Origin of the sequence: Microbispora sp. NPDC088329 (assembly GCF_040685655.1) — a bacterium.
GTDB lineage: Bacteria > Actinomycetota > Actinomycetes > Streptosporangiales > Streptosporangiaceae > Microbispora.
Genome location: NZ_JBFBIP010000015.1, coordinates 157,309 through 182,796 on the forward strand (window position 1 = coordinate 157,309; position 25,488 = coordinate 182,796).

Sequence of the window (25,488 nt, forward strand, 5' to 3'; positions counted from 1 at the left end):
GTGCAGGTCGCCGGCAGGGTGGGCGAATCGACTCACCCGAACGAGGCTAGCCGACCCCGCGATTCACTCGCGCCCGCTGTTCAGCCTGCGAGACGGCTCGGACGGAAGATATTCAGACCCGCAGGTAATCGACGACAGCGCTTCCGGCGACGGGCCGGTTTTGGTCAGATTTTGCCGGGTGGGGTGACGCCGAGCTCCGCCAGCCCCTCACCGAGCACCCGGCACACCGCCTCCCCCATCCGCACCCGGGCCGCGTGGACCTCCGACGGCGGCTCGTCGCCCCTGGGGATCGGGGACGCGTGCTCGACCGCTGTGTGGTAGACCTCGGCCAGCCGTTCGAGGTACGCCGCCCATCCCGGATCGCGGCTCTCCCGCCTGCTCGGCAGCTCGGCCAGGACCCGCAGCACGGCCCGGTCGAAGGCGCCGTCGAGGAGCGCGGGCCGCGCGGTGCCGGTCGCCGTGCCGGTCGGCACGCCGAGGTCACGCGCCCACCGCTGTACGGCTCCCGCCCGCACGTACGCGTATCTCACGACGAAACCGGGGTTGTCCCAGGTGCGCGGGAAGTCGTGCCACGGGCCCGTCGTCCCGGCGGCGGTCCCGCGGCCGCCCGTCCCGGCGGGCGCGCATCGCGAACCGTGCAGTGGCCGCCCGGTCTCAGGTGACCGCCCGGTCTCAGGTGACCGCCCGGTCTCAGGTGACCGCCAGGCTTCCGGTGGCTGCCCGGCCAGGATGTCGTCGACGATCTCTCCCGGCGTGGCGATCTCGATGACGAGGAAGCCGTTCGGCCGGACGTTCACCTGCCGCACCCCGGGCACCGCGTGCAGCCGTGCCGCCAGCCGCGCCGCCACGTCGGCCGGATCGGCCAGGTCGGTCGCCTCGGCCGGGGGCTCCGCCGACCCCCGCAGGGCCGCGGTGGAGACGAACCGCGCCTCCCGCTCCCATGACCCCTGCGGCACCGGCGACGCGCCGAGAACGACGCGCAGCGCCTCCATGATCATGACGCGGCCGGGCCGTCCTTCGGCACGGTGCGCGGCCTCTCGCGCTCACGCAGCGGGAGCTCGTCGGCCGGGTCGGCGGCGCCGGTGGTGGTCGTCATCGCGGCCAGTCTAGTCCGGCATGACATGCCCCTCCTGGGCAAACGCCATCGAGCGGCATGGCAGGCCGGCCGAGCTGCTTGCAGGTCTGCCGTTCGGCCACACCCGATCCGGCGCACCGCCAAGCGCTCGGTGCGGATGCCGGGGTGCCTCCCCGCCCGTCAAGAGGTCGGGCCGGGTCTTCCTCCGACGGCACGGCCGTCACGGAAACGAGCCGTTAGAGGGGGACCTTGACAGAGGTAGGGATGCTCCAGGGGCCGCAGTCGGAGCCGAAGGTGCCTCGGTCGCAACCCTGGACGATGAAGGAGGCCTTGACATATCCCCCATGGCCGTTGGTGGTGGAGCACAACTCCTCACCATCCTCCTTGCTCCAGTAACACTCGGCGTGCACCGAATAGGCGCCGCTCCACGGGGTCAGCCTGCCCACCTTCACCTGGGTGGTCTGGCCGCCGGCGGTGGTGCTCCAGCGGACCTGGAAGAAGTCCCAGTCGCGGCCGAGGCCGCTCCAGCGGAAGACGGCCTTGCCGCCTGTGTAGTAAGCGCGAACCAGGGCGCCGGCGCCGATGCCGGGGGACCAAACGATCTTGCCGTTGCGGAACTCCTGGTAGGAGCCGCGCTTGTCGGCGTAGCCGTACTCCTTGGTGACCGGGCAGCCGTAGACGCTTCTCTCACCGCCGTTGGAGCGCCACAGGTCGCCGATGAGGCTGCCGGACGGCGCCACGCGGGACGGGTCGCAGGCCGCGGCGTTCGCGGGGGAGGTGCTGACCACGACGGTCACGGCGACCGTTCCGAGAGCGGTGGCGATGCCGAGGAGGGTGCGGCTGGTACGTGTCATCGCAGGTGGTCCCTTCTGGGGGTGAGGTGCCACCTTTGGTGTACGCCGGACCGCTTTCAGCGCGATTACCGATGGTTGCGAATCGCTTGCGGAGCCTTCCCGGCGACGGTGTCCCGCACCGGCCGGGTGGCCCAGGCCTCTCAGCGGGGCTTGAACAGCGATGCAACGGCCAGCGGCGACGGCGGGCCGAAGACCGGCTGTCGCCTGTTGCCGGTCGGCTGATTCTCGCCACCGTGGGCGCCAAGACCGTCGACGGCTATGCACGCCCTCAGCGGGGTGAGACAGTCCGAAGGTGGCGATCGATCTCGAAGCGTGGACTCAGCGTTTGTTCGTCCTGCGGGACGGCGACGACTTCCCGGACGATCCCCTCGACAGCGTGCTCTCGCTGGCGGAGTTCCTCACCGCCGCCGGTCGGGTGGCGGAGGCGTACTCGACCCGGCAGATCGCGGATGGCCTGTGGTTCCTCGCGGACGACTCCGGGCTGTTCCGCGAGCTGTACAACCCGTCCGTGCCCGAGAACCTGCGAGTCCGGTGCGCCGCCGCGATCAGGCAGTTGTACGCCCAATTGTTCGAACCTCTGTGTCAGAACGTATTGAGCCACGGCGATAACGGCGAATCAGTGGAAAATCCACTGAACAGCATCTGCTACATGTGGTGGGACGTCTTTCCCACCTGGGGCAGGCCGGGTGACCCCGTCGCGCGCGGGATCGACGAGGTGCTGCTCGGGGTCATGCGTGACGCGCTGTCCAGTGAGAACGTCGCCTGCGTCGAGAGCGCCCTGCACGGGCTGGGGCACTGGCACATCACCTACCCGGATCCGGTCGAGAGCATCGTCGACGAGTTCCTGCGTCAGCGGCCGGCGATCGGCGTGTCCCTGCGCGACTACGCCCAGGCCGCCAGGCGTGGCAGGGTGCTGTAAACCGGCTCGGGCTCGTGCCCTTGGCCGTGCCACCTCATCGGCAACCAGGGTGGCGCCCGTACACGTACGCCGACGGCTCACCGCCGGGCACAGCGGCGAATGCCTGGACGCGGCCTGGGCCGCGCACGCCGAAGGCGCCAGGCCGCCGTCTCCACCGCGGGAACCATGCTCTGCCCCGGCTGACTGGCTAGAGCAGGGCGAGGGGTTCGGCCGGGACGTAGCCCTCCATGCGCGCCGATCCGAGCAGCGAGCCCTCGGCCGAGTCGCGGACGCAGACATAGGAGTAACGGTCGGCCGAGTAGACCCGCACCCCGTCCGTACGGCACTGCCGCATCAGGACCTCGCCCCACTCCTCGGAGACGTCGGCGAACCCGAGCCCGGTGAGGAGCTGGCGGCGGGCCAGGACGGTGCCGCCCGCCACCTCGGGGAGGAACCGGTGCTCGGCCTCCGGCTGGCGCAGCAGCGTCGCGCCGGTTCCCGGCAGGTGGGCGTAGAACGACGCCTTCCCCAGCACCTCGGCGTCGGTGGAGGCGAAGTGCCTGACGAGGTCGGCCAGGTAGTGCTCGCCGTACAGGTCCCTGGCGTCGAGCACGGCCACGTAGTCGCCGTCGGCGAGCCTGATCGCGCGGTCGAGGGCGGCGCCCCGGGTGACCGGCTCCTGAGTGACGCGGACCACGACGTCGAGGTCCGGGCACGCCTGGCGGACCGTCTTGTCCACCAGGCCCGCGTCCAGGCCGTCCGCCACGATCACGATCTGACCGGGCCGTTCGATCTGACGGGTGACCTGGGCGAGCAGGCGGTCCAGCTCCGCCGGGTCGGAGACGGCGGTGATCGCCGTGATCACGCCGCTGCCCCGCACGCTCGGCACACCGAGGGTGTCGAGGATCGGGTCGAGCAGCGGGGTGACGCTGGTGCGGGCCCGCCAGGCGAGGTGGGCCTCCCTGGCCAGCCGTCCGGCGTCGGCCATGAGGATCTCGGCCGCCGCGAGGACCTCCTCGCCCTTGGCCCCGGCACGCACCTGGAGCACCGGGGTGCCGCAGGCCGCGACCTCCTCTATCACCCTCGGCTCGGCGTCGGCGCCCGCGATGACCAGGGCCGGCTGCCGGTAGGCCGTCAGCACGTCGTCGTACGCCGTGGGGTCGTCGCCCTGCCCCGCCAGCGGCCGCCAGTCCGCACCGCCGGCCGGAGGAGTGACCGTGCCGAGGGTGACGATCTCCCCGGTCCTGCCGCCCTCGGCGGGGATGGGGTTGTGCACGCGGGGCTGGATCGCGAGCGGGAGCACGCCGACCCGGTCGTGCCGCAGCGCCGAGCGCCACTCGCGGGCCCGGGCCTCGGTGGTGGCCAGCACGTACTCGAAGTGCTCGGCCGCCGGCACCGCCCGCGACACCGCGCCGCCGGAGTGCCAGAAGACCGTCTTGACCCCCCGCTTGTGGCAGGCCGCCACCAGGTCGCGCAGCGCCCGCGTCTCCCCGGCCAGCGCCTCCAGCCAGCGCCCGCCGTTGCCCTGCCGGGGGCCGGGCCGTACGGACTCGACGAACAGCACGTGCGGCCGCTGCTGGTCGAGCATGGCCTCCCAGTTGTCCGGGCCGAAGTTGGTCACCAGCCGCCATTCGTACCGCAGCAGCGCCTCGGTCTGCCGGTCCACGATCGCCGCGACCGTCATGTACGGCCGGGCCGTCGGGCCCTTGGGGACCACGAACGACTCGGCGAGCGGCGCGGAGACCTGCGGGGCCTTCGGCTCGGGCGCGGCGGGGGCCGCCTTCACCTCGGGAACGGCGGGGATCTCGGGCTTGAAGTCCGAGCGCCTGGGCGCGGGGCGCTTCCTTACCGGCGCCTTGAGCGTCCTGGCCACCGTGCCGGGCTTCTTGCTGTGGATCGCGTCGCCGAGCTTGCTCCACCGGCTCTCCTGGAGCGAGGCGAGCTTCCAGTTGGCGACCTCGGTCTGGTACTTCTGCTCCGCGAGCTGCTTGGCGAGCTGCGCGTTCTGCCGCTCGGCCGTCTTCAGCCGCGCCTCGGCCTCACGCACCCTGGTCAGGGCCTCGGCCTCCGAGCGCGCCACCTCCTCCAGCCGCCGCTGGTAGTCGGTGATCAGCCGGGCGAGCTCCGCCGCGCCGGAGGCCCGCTCCACCGCCTCCGCCAGCGCCTGCCGCAGCGCCGCCGGTTCGCTCCGGTCGGGCTGTCCGGCTGCCGGTTCGCTTACCTCGCTCATAGGGGGTGACTCCGCGGTAGACCTTCAGGACCAGAGTCACAATATTCGCAGAACGCCCTGATCGCTCTCAGCCAGAGCCAAGACCTCGTCCGCCTCGCCCGCCACATCCCTTGGCGACCAACGGCTCAAGAACCCGCGACCTGATCACCACGCCACCGGCGACCAATCGACCACGACCCCCGCGACCATTTCACCGGCGATCTTGCGACCATCGCGCCACGAGACCGTCCTCTGCGACATCCTGAGCTGGTGAAATGCCCTTCGCAGACCCCTCTCGGCCGGGTGGTCCCGAGACACGCGGAAAGACCGGCCACGGACGCCTTGGGCGACACCCGCATTGTGCTGATAAACGGTGCACGTCAGAGCGGCAAGAGCACCCTTGCGCGCCTCCTCTCCAAGGAACGGAGCCGAGTGGCGCAACCTGGACACCCCGGTCGTCCGCCAAGCCGCGGAGGAGGATCCCGCAGGCTTCGTGGCGTTCCCCGAACTGATGGTGATCGACGAGATCCAGCGCGTACCCGAACTCATGCTGTCCATCAAGGAACAGGTGGACACCGACCCCCGGCCAGGACGGTTCCTGCTCACCGGATCGGCGCGAGTGCTCGGTCTGCGGGCCCTCCCCGATGCGTTGCCGGGCCGTATGGAGACGATCGAGCTGTGGCCCTTCTCTCAAGGAGAGATCGACGACACCCCGGACGGGTTCGTGGACGCGATCTTCGCCGAAGGTGCGGGCGTCCATCACACGTCCTCGTCATCGCGCGCCGACTATGCCGAGCGGGTCGCCCGCGGGGGATTTCCCGAGGCGGTGGCCCGGACGAACCCGCGCAGACGCGAGCGCTTCTTCGACTCGTACGTCTCAGACCTGGTCGCACGAGACGTCAGCCAGTTGTCCGAGATCGAGCGGACGGCCGAGATGCGAGCCCTGCTGCGGTCGGTGGCCGCCCGGTCGGGACAGTTGCTCGTCGCCTCCGCGCTCGGGGCGGACATCGGGCTGTCCCGCGGCATCGTCAACCGCTACCTCGGCCTGCTCGAAGAGGTCTTCCTGATCAAACGCATCCCCGCCTGGTCGCGCAACCTCAGCAATCGAGCTGTCGGGACCCCCAAGGTAGCCTTCGTCGACTCGGGCGTGGCCGCCAACCTACTGGGCGCCGACGCCAGGAGCCTGGTGCGGCCCGACGGCCGGTTCGGACCGTTGCTGGAAGGGTTCGTCCTCATGGAGCTCGCCCGCCAGCTCACTTGGTCGGACGAGCGCGTGGAGCTCTTCCACTACCGGACCAAGGACAAGATCGAGGTCGACGCGGTGCTGGAGAACCGGCAGGGCCGCGTCGTCGGTGTCGAGGTCAAGGCCTCCTCGACCGTCCGCGGCGACGATTTCCGCGGTCTGCGTCATCTCGCCGATCGCCTGGGCGACGACTTCGTGGCGGGGATAGTCCTATACACAGGCACGCAGACCCTCCCCTTCGGCCCGCGACTGCGCGCCATACCGGTGAGTGCCCTGTGGCAGCTCTGACGATTCCCAATTCGAGGGACACGTCACTTGCCTGCACTATAACGTCCGTGTTATGAGTTGGGGGAAGGTGGAGCTTGAACCCGAGGTCGACGAGTGGTTCGACTCGCTCAGCCAGGACGACCAGGAGACCGCCGTCTTCTATGTCGATCTGCTGGCCGAGCGCGGCGTGCTCCTCGACGAGCCGTACACCCGGCAGCTGTGCGGCAAGCTTCGGGAGCTGCGCTTCCACCTCTCCCGGGACGCGGTCCGCATCACCTACTGGATCGCGCCGGGAAGACGCATCATTCTGCTCACGGTCTTCCGCAAGCAGCGGATCCGGGAGACGGCCGAGATCGAGCGAGCTGTGCGGGCAAGCGGCGATGTATCGCGGAAGCGCACACGGCGGGCGAGGAGTGATCGACATGGGCGAGCGCAGGGCATGGTCGGACAAACGCGCCGAGATCATGAGTCGCCCCGGCGCCGGAGCCGCCTACGAGGCCGCTCGCCTCCGCTTCGAGCTCGGCGACGCGGTGCGGCGACGGCGCGAGGAGCTCGGCCTGACGCAGACGGAGCTGGCAGCTCGGGCAGGCCTCAAACAACCTGCGGTGGCCCGCTTCGAGGCCGGCGGCACCATGCCCACGATTCCCATGCTGGAACGCCTCGCCGAAGCCCTGGAGGTACGGCTCAGTGTGCAGTTCCAGCCCTTCCGGGAGGCAAGTTAGCCGGCACCGGCGCCTCCCCTTCGGCCCACGGCTGCGTGCCATGCCCGTCAGCGCCCTGTGGCAGGTCTGACCGTTAAGCCGTACGTCTCGGGGCTTTCGTCCCTTCGGCGGCCGGGAGGTCCGTAGACTCGGCTGCGGTTCAAGGGAGGGCAAACCGTGCGCAAGGGTGAGTGGCCGCGATTCCAGGCCAGGCCGTACGTCTGCGGGGCCGTCGGGCCCTTCGAGCAGGCAACGCTCGACCTGCTGGCGCGCTCGGGGCCGGCCGTCCAGGCCGTGCACACCGCCCCGGAGGCCGCGCTGCTCACCTCGGCTCCGCTGACGCCGTACGCCACGGGTGAGCGGGCGACCGCGTACGCGTGGGGCGACCGGCGGCCGGAGACGGGCGGCGAGCCCCGGGCGAACGCGTGGCTGCGGGTCGCGGAGACCTACGAGACCCCGGGCCTGGTGGACGGCCCGGAGTCGGTGAGCCTGCACACGGGTGGTCTCGGCCTGGTCGACGTCTACTACCTCCAGGACGGGGACGCGGTCTACTTCTCCTCGCTGATCGAACCGCTCCTCGCGCTGGCCCGGCGGCCGTACGAGGTGAACTGGGAGGCGTGGGCGGCGATCCTCACGCTCACGTATCCGCTGCTGGAGGACACGCCGTACCGCCAGATCCGGCGTCTGCCCGGCGCGACGGCGCTGAGCTGGTCGCGCCGCGAGCGCAGGCTGCGCATCGACCGGCGGGCCCCGCGCTGGGTGCGGGAGGAGCCGGTGGACCGGGGCGTCACCGGCGGCGATCTGGTCGCGTTGCTGCACGACGCGCTCAAGCCGTACGAGCGGGTGCTGGTGCCGGTGAGCGGCGGGTACGACTCGCGGCTGCTGGCCAGCGTGGCAATGGACAGGAAGATGGACGTCGAGTCGTGGACCACCAGCCCCGACGACGGGCTGGACAACGACATCGACTTCGCCCGCTACATCACCCGTGAGCTGGGCATTCCGCATCGGATCATGCCGCAGGACCCGGCCGCCTACCCGCAGGAGGCGCTGTGGGCGGCCCGGCGGCTGGAGTTCCTGACCAGCCACCACGCGTGGTACTCCCCCTTCGCGCGGGAGGTCCACGGCGCGGGCCGGGCGCTGGTGGACGGCCTGGCGGGCGGCCCGCTGATGAAGAACTTCCTGATCACGGCGGACGCCGTCGGCGCGGGGACCGGCGCGTCCCGCCGCGAGGCGCTGCTGAAGGCGCTGGCGACCGGCGACGCCCACATCCCCGTGCTCGGCGAGGCCGCCGCCGCGTGGATGGACGACCGGGTCCGTACGGCGTTCACCCGGGCGACCTCCATGGTGCACGGGCACCGGGCCGAGCTGCCGTTGAGCGTGCTGCACACCCGGACCGTGCGGGGCATCGCCCGGTCCCCCGTCAACCTGGTCGGCCCCGAGGCGACCCCGGTCTTCCCGTTCCTGCATCCGGAGTTCTTCGACGCGGCGCTGTCGGTGCCGGTCGTCCGCAAGGAGGGCGGGAAGTTCTACCGGGAGGTCCTGCGGGCCGCCAACCCCCGGGTGGCCGCGCTGCCCTCGACCAATACTCCGCTGCTGCCCAACCGCCGGGTGCCGCTGCGCTCGAACGGGCCGGTCGCCCGCGAGTGGAACCACCGGATGCTGGTCAAGGCCGCGGAGATCCCCGGGCTGATGTCGCCGCAGATGCTGGAGGCGATCTCCGGCGGGCCGGACGCGCTGACGGCCTTCGGGTCGTGGAACTCGCGGTTCTGGCTCCGCGCTCTGGTGGCGTTCGGGGCGTGGCTTGCCGACTACGAGGACGTGCTCGGCGACCTCACACCGCCCTGGACCACGCCACTCTCGACCGCGCCGTCCGGCACGTAGCCGGCGCCGCTCCACCCGCGTCCCGTCCAGCCGCCATCCCGCGCGCAATCCGCGTCGCACACCCGCACAGTTCGTCCGCGCGCCTGTGCGGTAGCCGTACGTGATCACCTGAAAACAGGTAAAAACTGCATGTCAGACCGCTGTCAGCCTTTTCGGTCAGGGCACCTCAGGTGGTATTTTTGGTCAACTAAAGCCAAACATCACGGCGTGAGCGTCAAAGCTCGGGTGTGACCTGACAACGCGCCCCCTCTTTCCTCAAGCGAGAACCAGATGAACGCTGCTGCGCCCTGCCCTGACCCGGTGCCCGGGTCGTTCGGCGCCTCTACCGGCGATCTCCCTGAGATCACCGACTTCACCTCGCAGGACCCTCGCTGGTACAAGCGCGCGGTCTTCTACGAGGTGCTGGTCCGCGGCTTCAAGGACTCCAACGGCGACGGCACCGGCGATCTGCGCGGGCTGATCGACAAGCTCGACTACCTCAGCTGGCTGGGGGTCGACTGCCTCTGGCTGCTGCCGCTCTACGAGTCCCCGCTCAAGGACGGCGGCTATGACATCTCCGACTACCTGAAGATACTTCCGGAGTTCGGCGATCTCGGCGACTTCGTGCGGCTGATCGAGGCGGCGCACGAGCGCGGCCTGCGGGTCATCACCGACCTCGTGATGAACCACACCAGTGACCAGCACCCGTGGTTCCAGGCGTCCCGCAACGACCCCGAGGGCCCGTACGGCGACTTCTACGTCTGGTCGGACGACCCGCACAAGTACTCCGGCGTCCCCATCGTCTTCGTCGGCAGCGAGGAGTCGAACTGGACGTACGACCCGGTGCGCAAGCAGTACTACTGGCACCGGTTCTTCCACCACCAGCCCGACCTGAACTACGACAACCCGGCCGTGCAGGACGCGATGATGGAGGTCATCCGCTTCTGGCTCGACCTCGGCGTGGACGGGTTCCGGCTGGACGCGGTGCCGTACCTGTTCGAGCGCGAGGGCACCTCCTGCGCCGGGCTGCCGGAGACGCACGACTACCTCAAGAAGATCCGCGCCGAGGTGGACCGGATCTACCCCGACCGGGTGCTGCTCGCCGAGGCCAACGGCTGGCCCGAGGACGTGGTCGAGTATTTCGGCGACCCCACCGTGGGCGGCGACGAGTGCCACATGGCCTTCCACTTCCCGCTGATGCCGCGCATCTTCATGGCCGTGCGCCGGCAGAGTCGCGAGCCGATCTCCGAGATCATGTCGCGCACCCCCAAGCTGCCGGAAAGCGCTCAGTGGGGCATCTTCCTCCGCAACCACGACGAGCTGACGCTCGAGACCGTGACGGAGGAGGAGCGCGACTACATGCACGCCGAGTACGCCAAGGACCCGCGCATGCGCGCCTACCTCGGCATCCGGCGGCGTCTGGCCCCCCTGCTGGACAACGACAGGGACCAGATCGAGCTGTTCACCGCGCTGCTGCTCAGCATGCCGGGCTCACCGGTCATGTACTACGGCGACGAGATCGGCATGGGCGACAACATCTGGCTGGAGGACCGCGACGCGGTCCGCACGCCGATGCAGTGGACCCCGGACCGCAACGCCGGGTTCTCCGAGGCCGACCCCGGCCGGCTGTACCTGCCGGTGGTCATGGACCCGGTGTACGGCTACCAGGCGGTCAACGTCGAGGCCCAGACCAAGAGCGAGTCGTCGCTGCTGCACTTCACCCGGCGGATGCTGCAGATCAGGCGGGAGCACCCGATCTTCGGCACCGGCAGCTACACCGAGCTGTGGTCGCCGAACCCGAGCGTGCTGGCCTTCCTGCGGGAGGAGGACGACGACGTCGTCCTGTGCGTCAACAACCTGTCGCGCTTCGCCCAGCCGGTCGAGCTCGACCTGCGGCGCTTCGCCGGGGTCACCCCGGTCGAGTGCCGCGGCGGCGTCCCCTTCCCGGTGATCGGCGATCTGCCCTACCTGCTCACGCTGCCGGGGTACGGCTTCTACTGGCTGTCCCTGCGCAACTCCCCGGACGCCTGACGGCCCGGATGGGCGGTGCGGAGCTCCTGTCTCCGCACCGCTCCGGACGGTCCCTGTCTCAACGGGCGGCGACGGGCACCTGCGCCCGGGCCGCCCGCCGGGCGGGGATCAGCGCCACCAGCAGCGCGGCGCCGACCGCGGCCAGGAGGGCGCCGGCGAGCATGCCCGGCGTCGGGGCGCGCCCGATGCCGGCGCCGACACCGCTGCCGCGGCCCTCCAGGTCGATCAGCCATCGTGACCAGGCCGCCCCCGCCGCCGCCCCCACCACGACCCCCACCACCGCGGGCAGTCCGGTGGCGGTGACCAGCGTGGCCATCACCTGACGGGGAGTCAGGCCCATCGCCTTGAGCACGGCCAGGTCGAACACGTGGTCCCGCAGGCCGAGCGCGCTGGCGGTCAGCAGGCTCGCCAGCCCGATCAGTGCCAGCACGGCGACCAGCGCGACGATGATCACACGGATGACCGCGAGCCGGTCGGCCGGGTTCACCGCCTGGGCCACCTCCAGCCCCTGCCCCTGCAGGCGGGCGCGAACCTGGGCCGCGTCGGCCCCGGGCCGCAGCACCAGGGCGTAGAACTGCGGCGGCAGCGCGTCCTTGGCCGCCAGGCTGTCCACCCCGAGCGACAGCACCTCGCCGTCCTGCTCCGGCTCGACCACCCGGCCCACGATCCGCACGATCAGCGGGGTGCCCCCGATCGTCACGCGGACGCGGTCGCCGATCCGTACGCCGAGGAGGTCGAGCAGGCCCTGCCCGGCCACCGCCTCGCCCCGGTCGGCGAACATCCGGCCCTCCGCCACCGGGAAGGGGTACGGGTCCGAGGACAGGCCGAGTGCCCTGGTCCGCACGGTCCTCGTCTGCCAGGGGACGAGCGCGTCCAGTTCCGCGCCCGGGTAGGCCGCGACCACGTCCGGATCGGCCATCGCGCGCTGACGCGCCTCCTCCGCGGTCAGTTCGCCCGGCCGCAGGGACAGGGCCGCCGCCTGGCCCACGCTCTCGGGGTGGCGGATGAAGTCGTCCAGAGTCGTCCAGCAGCCGAGCCCGACCGTGATCATCATCATCGGGATGGCCACGCCGCACACCGTGAGCGCGGCGGGCGTCCTGCGGGTGAAGGCGTCCCTGGCGCCGAGGACCAGCGCGGGCGGCAGCCGTACGAGCAGGGCGACCCTGGCCAGCCGCGACAGGTGCCCGCGCGGCGGCGCCGCCGGTGCGGCCGGGATCGGCGGGGTGCGCCCGCCGCGCCAGGCCGGGATCAGGACCGCGACCAGCACCGTCAGCGACGTTCCCGCGATGATCGCGGCGAGGGGGCCGGCCGACAGCGGCACGACGACCGTCTCCCCCATGGCGTACGCCGTGATCAGCCGGGCGACGACGGCTCCGGCGACGATGCCGAGCAACCCGAGCGTGCCGTGCTCGGCGACGAGCATCCGTACGACCTGGCCCCGGGTGAACCCGAGCGACTTGAGCGTGGCGATGTCGCGTAACTGGATCAGCACACGGCCGCCCGCGGCGTTCGCGAGCGCCAGCGCGGCGGCGACCAGGCCGGCGACGCCGAACAACGCGAGCAGCAGGCCGAGCAGCCGGTTGTCCAGCTCCATGGAGGCCCGCACCTCGCGCCAGGTCGTCACCCGCTGCACCTGGTTGCGCAGCGTGAAGACGGCCCGCTGGACGACCAGATCGGTGGCGGCGGGGTCGGCCAGCCGCAGCCCGGTCACGGTCTCGGTGCGGCCGGGCGCGGGCTCCACCACGTCGAGCGTCTGTGCGAGCGTCCAGGCCAGCCCGGGGGTCCACTCCGGGTAGAACCCCTGGTCGCCGCTTTCCGCGAGACCGGCGACGGTCAGTGAGTGGGTGGCGCCGTTCAGCCCGGTGACGGCGAACGGGCTGCCCGGCCGCAGGCCGAGGGCCCGGGCGAACGACCGTTCGACGACCACGCCGTTCGGAGTGCGCACGTCGAGCCAGCGGCCCTCACGCAGGAGCGGGCGGGCCACGGCGGGGAAGGCCGCCGGCGTCTCCTGCAGTGTGATCGGCACCCGCCGGCCGCGGGCGACCAGCGTGGCGGGCGCGCTGCGATACGGCCCGGCGACGTCGGTCACGCCGTTCAGGCGGCGCAGCGCGGACACGTCGGGGGCGTCCTTGCTGTGGATCCAGATGTGCGCGCTGTTGCTGCGCTCGAACAGGCCGCGCCAGGGGTTGGTGCCGTCCTCCAGCAGCGTGGCCGCGACGATCAGCGCGGTGACGATCCCCGCCACCGCGAGGACCGTGAGCGCGGCCTGGCCCCGGCGTGCCCGCAGGTCCGCGCGGATCCACCGCAGCTCCGCGGCCCTCGCCGTCACCACGCGCCCCCTCGCCGTGATCGTGCGGTTCGCACCGGGTCAGCTCCGGAGTTCGACGACGTCCCCCGCCGCTCCCGAGGGGCGCCGGCGCGACTTCGGGATGGCGCCGTCGTCGACGATCTGGCCGTCGAGCAGGCTGACGACGCGGTCGGCCATGCTCGCCACCCGGGCGTCGTGGGTGACCAGCACGATCGTCTGGCCCTGCCCGTGCACCTTGCCGAGCAGGCGGAGCACGTCGCGGGTGTTGCGGCTGTCGAGGTTGCCGGTCGGCTCGTCGGCCAGCAGCAGCCGGGGCTGGTTGGCGAGCGCGCGGGCCAGCGCGACCCGTTGCTGCTCACCCCCACTGAGCTGGGCCGGCGACGCCTCGGCACGGTCGGTCAGGCCGAGCTCGCCGAGGAGGTACTCGCGCCGCTCCCTGGCCTGCCGGGGCGGGGCGCCGCCCAGCAGCGCGGGGAGCTCGACGTTGTCGGCCACGGTCATGTTGGTGACCAGGTTGAAGAACTGGAAGACGAAGCCGATCTTCTCGCGGCGGAGCACCGCCCACCCGCTCTCCGAGAGCGTGTCCGCCCGTTTGCCGTCCAGCCAGATCTCGCCGCTCGTACGCGTGTCCAGGCCACCGAGCATGTGGATGAGCGTGGACTTCCCGGACCCCGACGGGCCCATGACGGCGACGAACTCTCCGGCCTCGATCGTCAGGTCGACTCCGCGCACGGCCGGCACGGGCAGCCCACCGGTCTGGTAGATCTTGACCAGGTTGACCGCCCGGACGACGGGTGTGTCCGTCACGCCGCCCACCTCACCCGCGCCGTGTCGTCCGCCCCTGACCGCACGATCACGGCAGGTCCTCCTGGCAGCGTTCGAGCCAGTCGAGGTCGGCCTGCAGGTGGAGCATGGCCCCTTCGATGAGCAGCAGCGCGACCCGGTTGGCCGGATCGGTGCGCTCGGCCAGCTCGCGGAGGTCTCTCATGAGCGCAAGGTAGTGCCGTCGCTGCCGGTTCACCAAAGCCATGCGGTCGGACAGCCCGGTCATCGGGGCCAGCACGAGCTTCATGAAGAACTCGTCGCGCACGCGGGGGCCCTCGGTGGGCTCGTCCACCCAGGTCTCCAGCGCCTCCCGGCCGGTGGCGGTGATGTAGTAGACCTTCTTGTTCGGCCGGTTGGCCTGCTCGACGTCGACCGACCGGACGTACCCGTCCTTCTCCAGCCGGCCCAGGGTCACGTAGATCTGACCGATGTTGGGCGACGGGTAGGCGCCGCCGAAGATCGCTTCGAGTGCCTGTTTCAGCTCGTATCCGTGGGCAGGTTCCTTCGCAAGGAGCGCCAGCAGCGACTGCCGCACGCGCCCACCCCCAAGCCGTATCGAGCAGTTATCGGAGCGTTACGAGCCCATCCGTTGACGCTCACATTATCGCTATGCATAACATGCATGCACCTACCTAACACGTATGTAACCGGCTTTTCATACGGAGGCCACATGGTTCGCCGAGCCGTCGCCGTTCTGGTCACCTTCCTGGTGGCCGGGTGCGCGGGGCTCGCCGACACCGGCACCGAGTCCGCCGTGGGCGGCGACGGCACCGGGCCGATCACACTGGCGATCGGCAGGGACACCACCGCCTACCTCCGCCCGCTGCTGGACCGGTGGAACCAGGCGCACCCGGACGAGCCGGTGTCGCTGCTCGAACTGCCCGAGGCGGCCGACGAGCAGCGCGCTCAGATGGTTGCCAACCTGCAGGCGCACAACGACGTCTACGACGTGCTCGCGCTCGACGTGATGTGGACGGCCGAGTTCGCCGACGCCGGCTGGATCGCGCCGCTCGACCGCAGCCTGTTCCCCCTGGACAAGCTGCTCAAGGGCGTCGCGGACACCGCCATCTATCGCGACAGGTTGTGGGCCGCGCCTTACACCAGCAACGCGGGCCTGCTCTACTACCGGTCCGACATCCTGAAGAAGGAGCACCTGAAGCCGCCCAAGACCTGGGCGGAGCTGCGCGAGCAGGCCTCCCGCCTGAGCGCGAAGTATCACATCGGGGGATACGCCGGACAGTTTCTGCCGTACGAGGGGCTGACCGTCAACTTCGCCGAGGCCGTCCAGTCGGCGGGCGGGTCGATCCTCAGCCCCGACGCCCGCACGGTCACGATGGACCTCGGCAGCGCGCGGGCCGCACTCGGCTTCCTCGTCGGCGGCCTCAAGGAGGGGTGGATCCCCCGCGAGGCGCTGACGTACAAGGAGGAGGAGTCGCGGCTCGCCTTCCAGGAAGGGCGGCTGCTGTTCGCCCGCAACTGGCCCCACGCGTACGGGCCCGCCGCCCACTCACAGCTGGCCGGGAAGTTCTCGGTGACCCGGCTGCCCGGGCTGAACGGACCCGGGTCCAGTTCGCTGGGCGGCTACAACCTCGCCATCAGCGCCTTCTCCAAGCGGCAGAAGTCGGCACTCGACTTCATCCGCTACTTCACGGGCCGTGACAACGAGCGGCTCGTGCTCACCGAGGGCTCGTTCCCCCCGGTATGGGCGGAGCTGTACGACGACCCGGAGCTCATCGAGCGGTTCCCGTATCTGCCCGTGCTCAAGGAGGCGATCGTGTCGGCGCGGCCCAGACCGGTCACCGCCGACTACAACCAGGTCAGCCTGCTGATCTCCAGCGCCGTTTCCGGCGCGCTCGCTTTTGCCAAACCCGTAGACGAGACCGTCGCCGATCTGAAACAGGGACTCGGCGAGGTCATCCAGCCCGGAGGATAGATATGCGCAAACTCCCCCCGATCATGGTCGCGTGCCTCACTCTCGCCGCCGCCGCCGCGTGCGGCAGCGACTCGGGCAGCGGCTCCGGCAGCGAGCCGGCGGCCCAGGGAAGCGCCTCGGCCGCCGCCGGCGCCAAGCCGCTGGAGGGCGAGAAGGTCGAGGTCGCCGCGAAGTGGACCGGCGACGAGCAGGCCAACTTCGAGAAGGTGCTCAAGGCGTTCGAGGAGAAGACCGGCGCCAAGGTCACCTACGCCTCCACCGGTGAGGACACCGGCGCCTACCTCGGCCCCCGCATCCAGGGCGGCAACCCTCCGGACGTCGCGATCCTCCCGCAGCCGGGCCTGGTGCAGCAGTACGCCGACGAGAACGCGCTCAAGCCGCTGTCCGCCGAAGTGCAGGCGCAGATCGACCAGAACTACACGCCGTACTGGAAGGAGCTCGGCTCCGCCAAGGGCCAGGTGTACGGCGTGCTGGTCAAGGCCGCGCACAAGTCGCTCGTCTGGTATCGCCAGTCGGCCTTCGACGACGCCGGCGCCCAGCCCGCGTCCACCTGGGACGACCTGATCAAGAACGCCCAGACGCTGTCCGACTCCGGCGTCCCGCCGTTCGCGCTGTGCGCCGCCTCCGGATGGACGCTGACCGACCTGTTCGAGAACGTCTACCTCTCCACGGCGGGCCCGGAGAACTACGACAAGCTCTCCAAGCACGAGATCCCGTGGACCGACGCCACGGTCAAGACTGCCCTGGAGAAGATGGCGCAGATCTTCGGCAAGAAGGAGTTCATGCTCGGCGGCTCGTCCGGCGCGCTGCAGACCGACTTCCCGACCTGCGTCACCCAGGCCTACGCGCAGAAGAAGGCCGCGATGGTCATCGAGGCCGACTTCGTCGCCGCCTCCCTGGGCCAGTCGGGCGCCAAGGTCGGCGAGGAGGCGAAGATCATGCCGTTCCCGAAGGCGGGTGACACGGCTCCGGTCATCCTCGGCGGCGACGTCGCGGTCGTGATGAAGGACACCAAGGGCGCGCAGGCGCTGGTGGAGTTCCTGGCCTCGAAGGAGGGCGGCGAGGTCTGGGCCAAGCAGCCCGGCTACCTGTCCCCCAACCGCAACGTCTCGCCGGACAACTACCCGGACGACCTGACCAAGCAGCTCGCCCAGACGATCATCTCGGCCGGCGAGTCGGTGCGGTACGACATGTCCGACCTCTCGCCCAGCGCCTTCGGCGGCACCGACGGCAAGGGCGAGTGGAAGGACCTGCAGGACTTCCTCCGCAACCCCTCCGACGTGAAGGGCGCGCAGGAGAAGCTCGAGGCGGACGCCGCCAAGGCCTTCAAGAAGTAAAGGAAGGACGGCCGTGACCGAACGGTTGGACGGCCCGCAGGCCGCCGGCGGCGGAGACTCCGCCGCCGGGGCCTCCTCCGGCCCCCGCGAGACCCCTGCAGATCCTTCCCCCGGCTCCCCCGGATCCTCCGCCTCCCCCGGCTCCTCGGGCGGCTCCCAGGACGCGGAAGCCACCACCCCGGGCTCCACGCCCGCCCCGCGCTCCACGCCCGCCCCGGGCTCCCGTGACTCGGTGACCACCCCCGATACCGCCGCCACGGACTCCGCTACCGACGCCGACTCCGCGACTGCCACGGACTCCACGGCCACCCCGGGCTCCGCGGCCGGCACGGACTCCGCGGCCGGCACGGACTCCGCGGCCGCGCCGGACTCCGCGGCCGCGCCGGACTCCGCGGCCGCGCCGGACTCTGGGGCCGTCTCGGACGAGCCTCCCGAGGGTCCGGCGGCGGCCGGATACCCGACGGCGGCCCCGCCCGGCGCGGTCGCCACGGCGGGCACGGCGGGCACGGCGAAGGCACCCGTGCGGCTCGGTCCGTCGCCGAGACTGGCGGTGCTGTTCCTGCTGCCCGCGGTGCTGCTGCTCGCCGCATGGATGATCTATCCGGTCATCTACTCGATCTGGCGTAGCCTCTTCGACGCCACCGGCGACCGCTTCGTCGGACTGGGCAACTACCTCTCGATCTTCACCGACTCCTCGACGCTCACCACGATCAGGAACAACATCATCTGGGTCGTGGTGGCCCCGATCATCGTCACCGCGCTCGGCCTGATCTTCGCGGTGCTCACCGAACGCATCCGCTGGGCCACGGCGTTCAAGCTCGTGCTGTTCATGCCGATGGCCGTCTCCCTGCTCGCCGCCGGTGTCATCTTCCGCCTCGTGTACGAGCAGGACCCGGACAAGGGCGTCGCCAACGCCATCGTCACCACCGTCCACGACACGTTCTCCTCCAGCGCCGGATATCCCGGCGCGCGGCCGCGGGAGAACGACCAGGCGCCCGCGGTCGCGCAGGGCGGCGCGGTGGTGACGAAGCAGCAGGTGCAGGCGGGCACCCCGGTGCTGATCCCGCTCGTCGGCCTGAGCCATGACGTGGTGAAGGACGCCGCGCCCGCCAAGGCCGCCCCCGGCGGCGACGGCCTGAGCGGCACCGTCTGGCTCGACGTGGTCCGCGGCGGCGGGGGCACGCTCAATCAGATCGACCCGCAGGAGAAGGGCCTCGCCGGCATCACGGTCGAGGCGGTCTCCGGCGGCGCGGTCAAGGCGACGACCGAGACGGCGGCCGACGGCACGTTCCGCTTCTCCGGCCTCCCGGCCGGCTCCTATGTCGTACGGCTGCCGCAGTCGAACTTCACGGCGCCCTTCAACGGCCTGACCTGGCTGGGTCCGTCGCTGATCACGCCCGCGATCATCGGCGCGTACATCTGGGTCTGGGCCGGGTTCGCGATGGTGCTGATCGCGGCCGGGCTGTCGGCGATCCCCCGTGACGCCCTGGAGGCGGCCAGGATCGACGGCGCGACCGAGTGGCAGGTGTTCCGCCGGATCACCGTGCCGCTGCTGTCGCCGGTGCTGCTCGTCGTCTTCGTGACAATGATCATCAACGTGCTGAAGGTCTTCGACCTGGTGTTCATCATCGCCCCGGGCTCGGTGCAGCCACAGGCCAACGTGATCGCGCTGGAGATGTGGCGCGTGTCGTTCGGCGGCGGCGGCAACCAGGGCATGGGTAGCGCGTTGTCAATCTTCCTGCTCGTCCTGGTGGTGCCGTTCATGATCTTCAACATCCGCCGGTTCAGGAGGGACGAGGGATGACGACCCTGGCCGAACCCCGGCACGCGCAGCCGGTCGAGCGCGGCCTGCTCACGCGGGTGGTCGACCGCCTCGGCGGCGGCGTGGTGCAGGTCTTCATGGTCCTGATCGCGCTGTTCTGGCTGATCCCGACCTTGGGCCTGCTGGTCGTGTCGCTACGCGGCGAGACCCAGAACAACTCCTCCGGCTGGTGGACGCTGTTCACCAAGCCGGCACAGCTCACGTTCGAGAACTACTCGAACCTGCTCGCGTCGGGCTTCAGCTCGTCGTTCTGGAACACCGTGCTGATCACGGTGCCCGCGACCCTGCTGGTGATCGGGATCGCGGCCATGGCGGCGTACGCGTTCGCCTGGATCGAGTTCCCCGGCAGGGACACGGTGTTCCTCGTGGTCATCGCCCTGCTGGTCGTCCCGGTGCAGATCGCGCTGATCCCCATCGCCAAGCTGTACGGATTCCTCGGGATCTTCGGCTCGATTCTCGGGGTCGTGCTGTTCCACGTGGCGTTCGGCCTGCCGTTCGCCATCTTCCTGCTGCGCAACTTCTTCGCGGGCATCCCGCGCGAGCTGCTGGAGGCGGCGCGGATGGACGGCGCGCCGGAGTGGCGGATCTTCGCCACCGTGGTGTTCCCGCTGGCCAAGCCCGCGATCGCGTCGCTCGGCATCTTCCAGTTCCTGTGGGTGTGGAACGACCTTCTCGTCGCGCTGGTGTTCGCCGACACCGACAACCAGCCGATGACGAAGGCGCTGCAATCCCAGATGCGGCAGTTCGGCACGAACGTGGACATCCTCGCGCCGGGTGCGTTCCTGTCGCTCATCATCCCGCTGGTGCTGTTCTTCGCCTTCCAGCGGTATTTCGTGCAGGGCATGCTCGCGGGCTCGGTGAAGTGACCGGCCGGAGGCCCCGGGGCCTTCCCCGGAGCCTCCGGCATCACTACGGGCGACACGGGAAATGTCCCGTGTGTGGCGAACCGTGCCGAGAGGACGTCGGATGCCCGCTTCACGGGGGTAAGCGGGCATCCGATCTTTCCGCCTGCAGGCCGTACGGGGGCGGAAAAGCCGATAGAGTGCGCGGACATGTCAGGACGTCCGTTGCACGAACTCGTGGAAGCCGGGTGGGCCGAGGCCCTCGCACCCGTGGCCGGGCGCATCGCCGCCATGGGTGACTTCCTCAGGCAGGAGATCGCGGAAGGCCGCCAGTACCTCCCGACGGGGGACAACGTTCTCCGCGCGTTCCAGCAGCCGCTGAGCGAGGTCCGGGTGCTCATCGTCGGCCAGGACCCCTACCCCACCCCCGGCCACCCGGTGGGGCTGAGCTTTTCTGTGGCCCCCGACGTACGGCCGCTGCCGGGCAGCCTGGTCAACATCTTCAAGGAGTACATGGCCGACCTCGGCCACCCCACTCCGCCCTCGAACGGCGACCTCACCCCGTGGACCGAGCAGGGTGTGCTCCTGCTCAACAGGGTGCTGACGGTGATGCCGGGCAAGCCCGCCTCCCATCGGGGCAAGGGCTGGGAAGAGGTGACCGAGCAGGCCATCAAGGCGCTGGTCGAGCGGGGCGGGCCGCTCGTCGCGATCCTGTGGGGTCGCGACGCCCGCAACCTGCGCCCCATGCTGGGAAGCGTGCCGTGCATCGAGTCGGCCCACCCCAGCCCGCTGTCGGCGCGCAGCGGATTCTTCGGCTCCCGTCCGTTCAGCCGGGCCAACGCCCTGCTGGAGGAGCAGGGCGGGGCGCCGGTCGAGTGGAAATTGCCATAACGGCTTGCCGATAGGATCACCACCATGAGCGATGGAACGGACACCGGCCGCTACCTGCGGCTCACCGTCGACCTGGTGGTCGAGGTCCTCGATGTCGACGCGCTGCAGGCCGCGGCGCTCGCCGAGATCCGCGACCCTCAGGCCGAACTGGACGACGCCGAGCGGCAGGAGCAGATCGAGCTGGTCAACTCCGACGAGACGGGCGCGGCGGCCCTGCAGTGGCTGATCGAGCCCGACCACGTGCTCGGCCTGGTCGAGCACGTCGCCGAGGTCGAGCCGCGGGAGGCGATGCTCGGCGTCGAGCCGTCGGAGGGGGTCCTGGAAGACGAGGACGAGCACGACCACGACCACGACCACGACGAGCCGGGTCACGTCCACTGAGGCTGTCGACGGGATAGGGCGTCGGGCCGGCCGCCAGGCCGGACCGGCGTTCCCTCATCCAGAAGATGCCCACGTGCGCATCCTCTGGGCCGCCGGCCGGGCCCCTGCGCTCATACCGGCTGAAGAGGGTGGTGGGGCCCGACGGGCGGCTCCACGCGGATCGGGTCGCCGGGCCGGACCTCGCCACCCGCGACGACGATGCCCATGACGCCGGCCTTGCGCACCAGATTGCCCTGCTCGTCCCGGTCAAGCACGGCCTTCATCAGCCCATCCTGGAAACCGTCGAGCTGCACGCAGGGATTGCGCAGGCCGGTCACCTCGACGACGGCCGTATCGCCGAGGTGCAGCCGGGTCCCGGTGGGCAACGCGAGCAGGTCCACGCCCCTGGTGGTCACGTTCTCCCCCATGTCGCCCGCCCATACGGCGAAGCCCGCCTCGCGCAGCTCGTCGTGCAGTTCGGCGTGGATCAGATGCACCTGGCGAAGATTCGGCGCGCTCGGATCACGGGCGACCCGCGACCGATGCTTGACCGTCACCCCGGCGTGGGCGTCCCCCTCGACGCCCAGGCCGGGCAGCAGCCGGATCGACTCCAGCGGGGTCTTGCTGAAGGTGTGGGCCGCGTTGCGGCTCACCGCTGTCACCCTGTTCGTCATGCCTACTCCTCCTGAACCTCTGGCTCCATTCCGCGCACCAGGGCAAGGAGGCGGTCAAGTAGATTTTCGTCACACGGGGCCTGCCCGCCGACCCACGCGATCGCGTTGACCAGCGTGAGGAGATCGGTGATCTCGATGTCGCCGGGCACCGCGCCGTCCCATTGCGCGCGCTCGAGCAGGGCGGCACCGATGGGCGCCCCTCTCCCCTGGTCGCCGCCGGGCTGATCGTCCGCGTGACGGGCGACGAAGAGGGCGTACGGCGGCGGATCGCCGGGGAGTTCGGGCTGGCGGGCCGGGTGCCCGAATATCGGGCCGTGCTCGACCGGGAGGGCGTGGGCGGCCCGGAAGACGTGGTTATCGTCGGCGGCGAACAGACGGTCACCCGCCGAATCCGGCGGCTCGCCGAGGCAGGCGTCACCGAGTTCGCGGCGCCGCCGTACGGCGACGCGCGCGAGCAGGAACGCACCCTCGCGGTGCTCTCCGGCCTCGCCCGATCAGCCGAACACTCGAGCTGAGAGACGGCCGCTCGGGCCCGGCCAGGCAGGCCGGTCTGGCCGGGCGGGGACCGGTCAGGAGCTCAGGACCTCCTCGTGTCGCCGGCCGAGAGACTCCTGCTGACGGGCCAGCTCACCGGAGCGGGCGGAGATCTGGTCGACCATCGCCTCCACCCATGCCGCGACCTCGCGTACCGCCTCCGCCGTACGGGCGATCCGCTGATGCTTGATGGCGTCGGTGATGATGTTGTCGAAGAAGACGTCGGCGAACCAGCGGGTGTCCACCTTCGGCAACTGCAGCGCGGCGCTGACGCCGATGTCGGCCAGCTCGCGTGAGAACCGGTCGAGCGCGCCCTGCGCGTGCCAGGCCGCCTCGTCGGCCTGACGCAGGTGGCCGTGCTCCACCATGTCGGCGAAGCCGCCGTTGCTGAACATGTCCCAGGTCGAGGCGCCGCGGGCGCTGCCGAGATGCCGCAGGACGTAGCCGACCGCCTGGCCCGCCGCGATACCCGCCTGCCGAGCCTCCTGGTGCTCCCGCAGGTCGGCGGTCACGTTCGCGAGCCGGGCGGCGATGTCGGCGAGCTCTCGCCCGCGTGGATCGCCCGACTCCACCAGCGTCCGCTCCTTACGGTCGAGCAGCACCTCCAGCTCGTGATGCGGGTTGCCGAGCGCCGTGAGTTCCTGCTCGGTGGAGCGGAGGTCGTCGGTGAGCCACTCCAGGCGGGTCCGCTGACCGGTGACCCGCTGCCGGGCCGCCACCGCCTCGGCTCGTTCCCGCGCCAGGCGCTCCTCCTTGCCCCCGGTCAGACCCGCCAGGAAGGCCGCGAAACCGCCCTGCTCCAGCTTGGCGACGTCGCGGTCCTCCTTGGCGAGCTGGCGCTCGAGGTCGGCGAGCAGGCCGCGGACCTCCTCGACCTGAGTCAGGAGAGTGGCACGTTGCCGGAGGAGCTGGTCCCGGCGCCTGGCGCGGTCCCGCGCGTCCCTGATCTCGTCATCGCCGGCACTGGAAAGGGTCACACTTCACAGACGACCGAAAGACACCCAAACGTTCCCATCCGGGTCCTGGCACCACGCCACCCCCGGCTCGCGCGACGGTCCCGCGGCCGCCCCCTTCTCCTCCCGGGCGTGCCGGGCACGTGGATCAGATCGCGCCCAGGGCCGAGACGGCGAAGGCGCACGAGCTGGGGCAGACCGGCAGGACCACCGGCAGGATCGCGCTGGTTTCCCGGCCGACGGCCACAAGGGTCAGGCGACCAGTAGGCCGGGAGTGTGATGCGGCCGGGGGTCTCCGTCGTGACCGCCGGGCAGGCGGAGCTTGAGGCAGGATCGGGCGACGACGTCCGGCGTGAGGCGCACGCGCAGGAGTGCGTTCTCCTCGTCCGGTATGCCGGACAGCACGGCGTAGTCCACCCCCGCCACCCGCAGGCGGCGGGCGATGCCGCGGCAGGCAGACCGGGGCCCGGTGGACAGCCAGGCGAAGTGACCAGCGAGCAGTGACTCCGCCACGGTGCGCAGAACGGTGACCGCGCAGAGGCTGTGCGCGCAGGCGAGGCCGGTCAGTGTGATCTCCGGCAGGCCGAAACGCCGCAGGCCGCGCGAGGTCGTCACGAGGCACGAACAGCCCTCGCCGGCCTCGGCGCCGGCTCCCGCAGGGGCGGCAGCGCCGAGGCCGCAGGCGTGTTCCTCCTCGGCGCACGACACCCTCCAGCCCAGCCAGTCGTCGCCGAGCTGGAAGTCCTGTCGCTCCCCCGGGCATTCGGCGCAGTGGTAGACGGCCGCTCCGGTCAGCGGGTCGTACAGCGCACCGTGGTAGGCCTCCGCGATCCCGCGCGCGGCCGCCCGGGCGACCTGGGCGGCCTCGGGTTGTTCCTCGACGGGGGCGGTGCTCGTCACCACCACGTGATGACGGGCCCGTCTCACCCGTTTGAGGTCCTCGGCGCCCAGGTCCATCCGCCGCCAGGGGGACCGCGTCGACCGGAACACCTCCAGCGTCAGCCGGGGCGTGCCGAGCGCGTCCCTGGCGGCGCGACGGTGAGACGGTCCCATCCGCCAGGGGATGATCGACGAAAGGTCGGTCGGCGTACGGTCCGTGACGACGACGAAGACCGACGAGGTCTGCGCGGGCACGGGATAGGTGATTGGCATGGCTCCTCCTCCGCGACGTGCTGCATCTACAACCGCCGAAGCGGCCGCGGGAGGTGCCGCAGGGGCAGCCGGCCCCGCACCTGCCGCTCCTCGCACCGCCGCACTGCAGCAGCCTGCGCGAATCCGCCGTCGCCCGTCCCACCCGAACGCCGCTCTGTGGACAGCCGGCGATCAGAAACGGGCGAATGACCCCACGACATCGCACCGGTCCACAGGAGGCCGGTCGACGGCCTCTCCGGCGACCGCCTAACCGGCTCCACCGGAGATCAGGTGCCGATGCGCCCGCAGCGTCCCTTCCGGCAGGTCGTCAGGACTGAACCACCGCGCCTCCAGGATCTCCTTGGGGTCGATCCTCATCGTGCCGCCGGCGAACTCGGCCTCGTACGCCACCTCGACCCGCAGCCGGTAACCGCTGTTGAGCTGCACGAGCTCGCCGACACGCACCTCCAGGCCGGTCTCTTCCCGCACCTCCCGGACGACCGTCTCCCGGAACGTCTCCCCCCTGACGGCGTAGCCGCCTGGCAGCCCCCACTGCCGGTCTTCCGGCCACAGCCGATGCCGCAGCAGCAGCACCCGCCCGTCTCCGTCGCGAACGATCCCCGTGACGCCGACCATGAACTTCGCCTGCGAAAGCCACACCAGCCGCCACTGAAACGAGCCACCGATGCCGCCGATACTCCGCCACAACCGGGCGACCAGATCGTTCACGGGGAATCCCT

Annotated in this window: 23 protein-coding genes and 1 pseudogene; 13 read left to right on the forward strand and 11 right to left on the reverse strand. The window is 70.9% G+C overall.

The annotated features are described in order from the left end of the window. Nucleotides 1-164: 164 nt before the first annotated feature. Both AB0O28_RS26090 and AB0O28_RS26095 read right to left on the reverse strand, forming a co-directional pair. Complete coding sequence (locus AB0O28_RS26090; RefSeq protein ID WP_363644448.1) at nt 165-998, reverse strand: anticodon-binding protein; 834 nt, start codon at nt 996-998, stop codon at nt 165-167. A 313-nt stretch (nt 999-1,311) separates the two neighbouring features. After that, nucleotides 1,312-1,929: a hypothetical protein gene (locus AB0O28_RS26095; RefSeq protein WP_363644450.1), complete on the reverse strand. Its 618-nt coding sequence runs from the start codon at nt 1,927-1,929 to the stop codon at nt 1,312-1,314. A gap of 292 nt (nt 1,930-2,221) precedes the next feature. On the opposite strand from AB0O28_RS26095, the gene AB0O28_RS26100 reads away from it, so the two are divergent. Continuing rightward, nucleotides 2,222-2,848 carry a hypothetical protein gene (locus AB0O28_RS26100; RefSeq protein ID WP_363644452.1) on the forward strand — a complete coding sequence of 209 codons (627 nt, stop codon included), beginning with the start codon at nt 2,222-2,224 and terminating at the stop codon, nt 2,846-2,848. 187 nt (nt 2,849-3,035) lie between these two features. Here the strand turns inward: AB0O28_RS26100 and AB0O28_RS26105 are convergent, their stop codons facing one another. After that, nucleotides 3,036-5,057, reverse strand: a complete 2,022-nt coding sequence (locus AB0O28_RS26105; protein ID WP_363644454.1) for a glycosyltransferase family A protein — start codon at nt 5,055-5,057, stop codon at nt 3,036-3,038. 379 nt (nt 5,058-5,436) lie between these two features. Here AB0O28_RS26105 and AB0O28_RS26110 point away from each other — a divergent pair, with 379 nt between their 5' ends. The 5 genes and pseudogenes from AB0O28_RS26110 to treS all read left to right on the forward strand — a co-directional run bounded on the left by AB0O28_RS26110 (nt 5,437) and on the right by treS (nt 11,138). After that, the gene (locus AB0O28_RS26110) at nt 5,437-6,567 is read left to right on the forward strand and encodes an ATP-binding protein (RefSeq protein WP_363644456.1); all 1,131 of its coding nucleotides are present in this window, start codon (nt 5,437-5,439) and stop codon (nt 6,565-6,567) included. A gap of 52 nt (nt 6,568-6,619) precedes the next feature. After that, nucleotides 6,620-6,850, forward strand: a pseudogene (locus tag AB0O28_RS26115) (type II toxin-antitoxin system RelE/ParE family toxin); the annotation flags it as partial. Between the two features lie 118 nt (nt 6,851-6,968). Further along, nucleotides 6,969-7,268, forward strand: a complete 300-nt coding sequence (locus tag AB0O28_RS26120) for a helix-turn-helix transcriptional regulator (RefSeq protein WP_363644458.1) — start codon at nt 6,969-6,971, stop codon at nt 7,266-7,268. 156 nt (nt 7,269-7,424) lie between these two features. Further along, nucleotides 7,425-9,128, forward strand: a complete 1,704-nt coding sequence (locus AB0O28_RS26125; RefSeq protein WP_363644460.1) for an asparagine synthetase B family protein — start codon at nt 7,425-7,427, stop codon at nt 9,126-9,128. 270 nt (nt 9,129-9,398) lie between these two features. Next, the gene (gene treS / locus AB0O28_RS26130; RefSeq protein WP_363644462.1) at nt 9,399-11,138 is read left to right on the forward strand and encodes a maltose alpha-D-glucosyltransferase; all 1,740 of its coding nucleotides are present in this window, start codon (nt 9,399-9,401) and stop codon (nt 11,136-11,138) included. 58 nt (nt 11,139-11,196) lie between these two features. Here the strand turns inward: treS and AB0O28_RS26135 are convergent, their stop codons facing one another. The 3 genes from AB0O28_RS26135 to AB0O28_RS26145 are packed head-to-tail and all read right to left on the reverse strand — an operon-like array spanning nt 11,197 to nt 14,806. Beyond that, nucleotides 11,197-13,467, reverse strand: a complete 2,271-nt coding sequence (locus AB0O28_RS26135; RefSeq protein ID WP_363644464.1) for an FtsX-like permease family protein — start codon at nt 13,465-13,467, stop codon at nt 11,197-11,199. A gap of 39 nt (nt 13,468-13,506) precedes the next feature. Beyond that, entirely contained in the window at nt 13,507-14,253 is a 747-nt protein-coding gene (locus AB0O28_RS26140; RefSeq protein ID WP_363644466.1) for an ABC transporter ATP-binding protein, read from the reverse strand. A gap of 46 nt (nt 14,254-14,299) precedes the next feature. Then, entirely contained in the window at nt 14,300-14,806 is a 507-nt protein-coding gene (locus AB0O28_RS26145) for a PadR family transcriptional regulator (protein WP_363644468.1), read from the reverse strand. A gap of 135 nt (nt 14,807-14,941) precedes the next feature. Between AB0O28_RS26145 and AB0O28_RS26150 the strand changes: the two genes are divergently transcribed. The 6 genes from AB0O28_RS26150 to AB0O28_RS26175 all read left to right on the forward strand — a co-directional run bounded on the left by AB0O28_RS26150 (nt 14,942) and on the right by AB0O28_RS26175 (nt 21,477). Further along, complete coding sequence (locus tag AB0O28_RS26150) at nt 14,942-16,204, forward strand: ABC transporter substrate-binding protein (protein ID WP_363644470.1); 1,263 nt, start codon at nt 14,942-14,944, stop codon at nt 16,202-16,204. Between the two features lie 2 nt (nt 16,205-16,206). After that, the gene (locus tag AB0O28_RS26155) at nt 16,207-17,541 is read left to right on the forward strand and encodes an ABC transporter substrate-binding protein (protein WP_363644472.1); all 1,335 of its coding nucleotides are present in this window, start codon (nt 16,207-16,209) and stop codon (nt 17,539-17,541) included. A 592-nt stretch (nt 17,542-18,133) separates the two neighbouring features. Then, nucleotides 18,134-19,345 carry an ABC transporter permease subunit gene (locus AB0O28_RS26160; RefSeq protein WP_363644580.1) on the forward strand — a complete coding sequence of 404 codons (1,212 nt, stop codon included), beginning with the start codon at nt 18,134-18,136 and terminating at the stop codon, nt 19,343-19,345. Continuing rightward, nucleotides 19,342-20,229: a carbohydrate ABC transporter permease gene (locus tag AB0O28_RS26165; RefSeq protein ID WP_363644474.1), complete on the forward strand. Its 888-nt coding sequence runs from the start codon at nt 19,342-19,344 to the stop codon at nt 20,227-20,229. Before AB0O28_RS26160 ends, AB0O28_RS26165 begins: the two co-directional genes overlap by 4 nt. Nucleotides 20,230-20,415: 186 nt before the next feature. Then, complete coding sequence (locus AB0O28_RS26170; RefSeq protein ID WP_363644476.1) at nt 20,416-21,096, forward strand: uracil-DNA glycosylase; 681 nt, start codon at nt 20,416-20,418, stop codon at nt 21,094-21,096. A gap of 24 nt (nt 21,097-21,120) precedes the next feature. After that, nucleotides 21,121-21,477 carry a hypothetical protein gene (locus tag AB0O28_RS26175; RefSeq protein WP_363644478.1) on the forward strand — a complete coding sequence of 119 codons (357 nt, stop codon included), beginning with the start codon at nt 21,121-21,123 and terminating at the stop codon, nt 21,475-21,477. 110 nt (nt 21,478-21,587) lie between these two features. Here the strand turns inward: AB0O28_RS26175 and AB0O28_RS26180 are convergent, their stop codons facing one another. Continuing rightward, on the reverse strand, nt 21,588-22,130 hold the full coding sequence (locus AB0O28_RS26180; protein WP_363644480.1) for an MOSC domain-containing protein: 543 nt from the start codon (nt 22,128-22,130) through the stop codon (nt 21,588-21,590). A gap of 2 nt (nt 22,131-22,132) precedes the next feature. Next, entirely contained in the window at nt 22,133-22,279 is a 147-nt protein-coding gene (locus AB0O28_RS26185) for a hypothetical protein (RefSeq protein ID WP_363644482.1), read from the reverse strand. 12 nt (nt 22,280-22,291) lie between these two features. Between AB0O28_RS26185 and AB0O28_RS26190 the strand changes: the two genes are divergently transcribed. Then, nucleotides 22,292-22,645, forward strand: coding sequence for a hypothetical protein (locus AB0O28_RS26190; protein WP_363644484.1), 354 nt, complete (start codon nt 22,292-22,294; stop codon nt 22,643-22,645). Between the two features lie 54 nt (nt 22,646-22,699). Here AB0O28_RS26190 and AB0O28_RS26195 read toward each other — a convergent pair whose 3' ends face one another. The 3 genes from AB0O28_RS26195 to AB0O28_RS26205 form a co-directional block, all read right to left on the reverse strand. After that, nucleotides 22,700-23,641, reverse strand: coding sequence for a hypothetical protein (locus AB0O28_RS26195; RefSeq protein WP_363644486.1), 942 nt, complete (start codon nt 23,639-23,641; stop codon nt 22,700-22,702). Between the two features lie 228 nt (nt 23,642-23,869). Next, nucleotides 23,870-24,769 carry a hypothetical protein gene (locus AB0O28_RS26200; RefSeq protein WP_363644488.1) on the reverse strand — a complete coding sequence of 300 codons (900 nt, stop codon included), beginning with the start codon at nt 24,767-24,769 and terminating at the stop codon, nt 23,870-23,872. A gap of 246 nt (nt 24,770-25,015) precedes the next feature. Next, entirely contained in the window at nt 25,016-25,477 is a 462-nt protein-coding gene (locus tag AB0O28_RS26205; RefSeq protein ID WP_363644490.1) for an NUDIX domain-containing protein, read from the reverse strand. Nucleotides 25,478-25,488 lie beyond the last annotated feature (11 nt).

Bases quoted from the DNA above. Each gene is read 5' to 3' on its own strand.
- AB0O28_RS26090 (WP_363644448.1), bottom strand. From the start codon at position 998: ATGATCATGGAGGCGCTGCGCGTCGTTCTCGGCGCGTCGCCGGTGCCG.
- AB0O28_RS26095 (WP_363644450.1), bottom strand. From the start codon at position 1,929: ATGACACGTACCAGCCGCACCCTCCTCGGCATCGCCACCGCTCTCGGA.
- AB0O28_RS26105 (WP_363644454.1), bottom strand. From the start codon at position 5,057: ATGAGCGAGGTAAGCGAACCGGCAGCCGGACAGCCCGACCGGAGCGAA.
- AB0O28_RS26120 (WP_363644458.1), top strand. From the start codon at position 6,969: ATGGGCGAGCGCAGGGCATGGTCGGACAAACGCGCCGAGATCATGAGT.
- treS (WP_363644462.1), top strand. From the start codon at position 9,399: ATGAACGCTGCTGCGCCCTGCCCTGACCCGGTGCCCGGGTCGTTCGGC.
- AB0O28_RS26150 (WP_363644470.1), top strand. From the start codon at position 14,942: ATGGTTCGCCGAGCCGTCGCCGTTCTGGTCACCTTCCTGGTGGCCGGG.
- AB0O28_RS26155 (WP_363644472.1), top strand. From the start codon at position 16,207: ATGCGCAAACTCCCCCCGATCATGGTCGCGTGCCTCACTCTCGCCGCC.
- AB0O28_RS26160 (WP_363644580.1), top strand. From the start codon at position 18,134: ATGATCTATCCGGTCATCTACTCGATCTGGCGTAGCCTCTTCGACGCC.
- AB0O28_RS26165 (WP_363644474.1), top strand. From the start codon at position 19,342: ATGACGACCCTGGCCGAACCCCGGCACGCGCAGCCGGTCGAGCGCGGC.
- AB0O28_RS26170 (WP_363644476.1), top strand. From the start codon at position 20,416: ATGTCAGGACGTCCGTTGCACGAACTCGTGGAAGCCGGGTGGGCCGAG.
- AB0O28_RS26175 (WP_363644478.1), top strand. From the start codon at position 21,121: ATGAGCGATGGAACGGACACCGGCCGCTACCTGCGGCTCACCGTCGAC.
- AB0O28_RS26180 (WP_363644480.1), bottom strand. From the start codon at position 22,130: ATGACGAACAGGGTGACAGCGGTGAGCCGCAACGCGGCCCACACCTTC.
- AB0O28_RS26200 (WP_363644488.1), bottom strand. From the start codon at position 24,769: ATGCCAATCACCTATCCCGTGCCCGCGCAGACCTCGTCGGTCTTCGTC.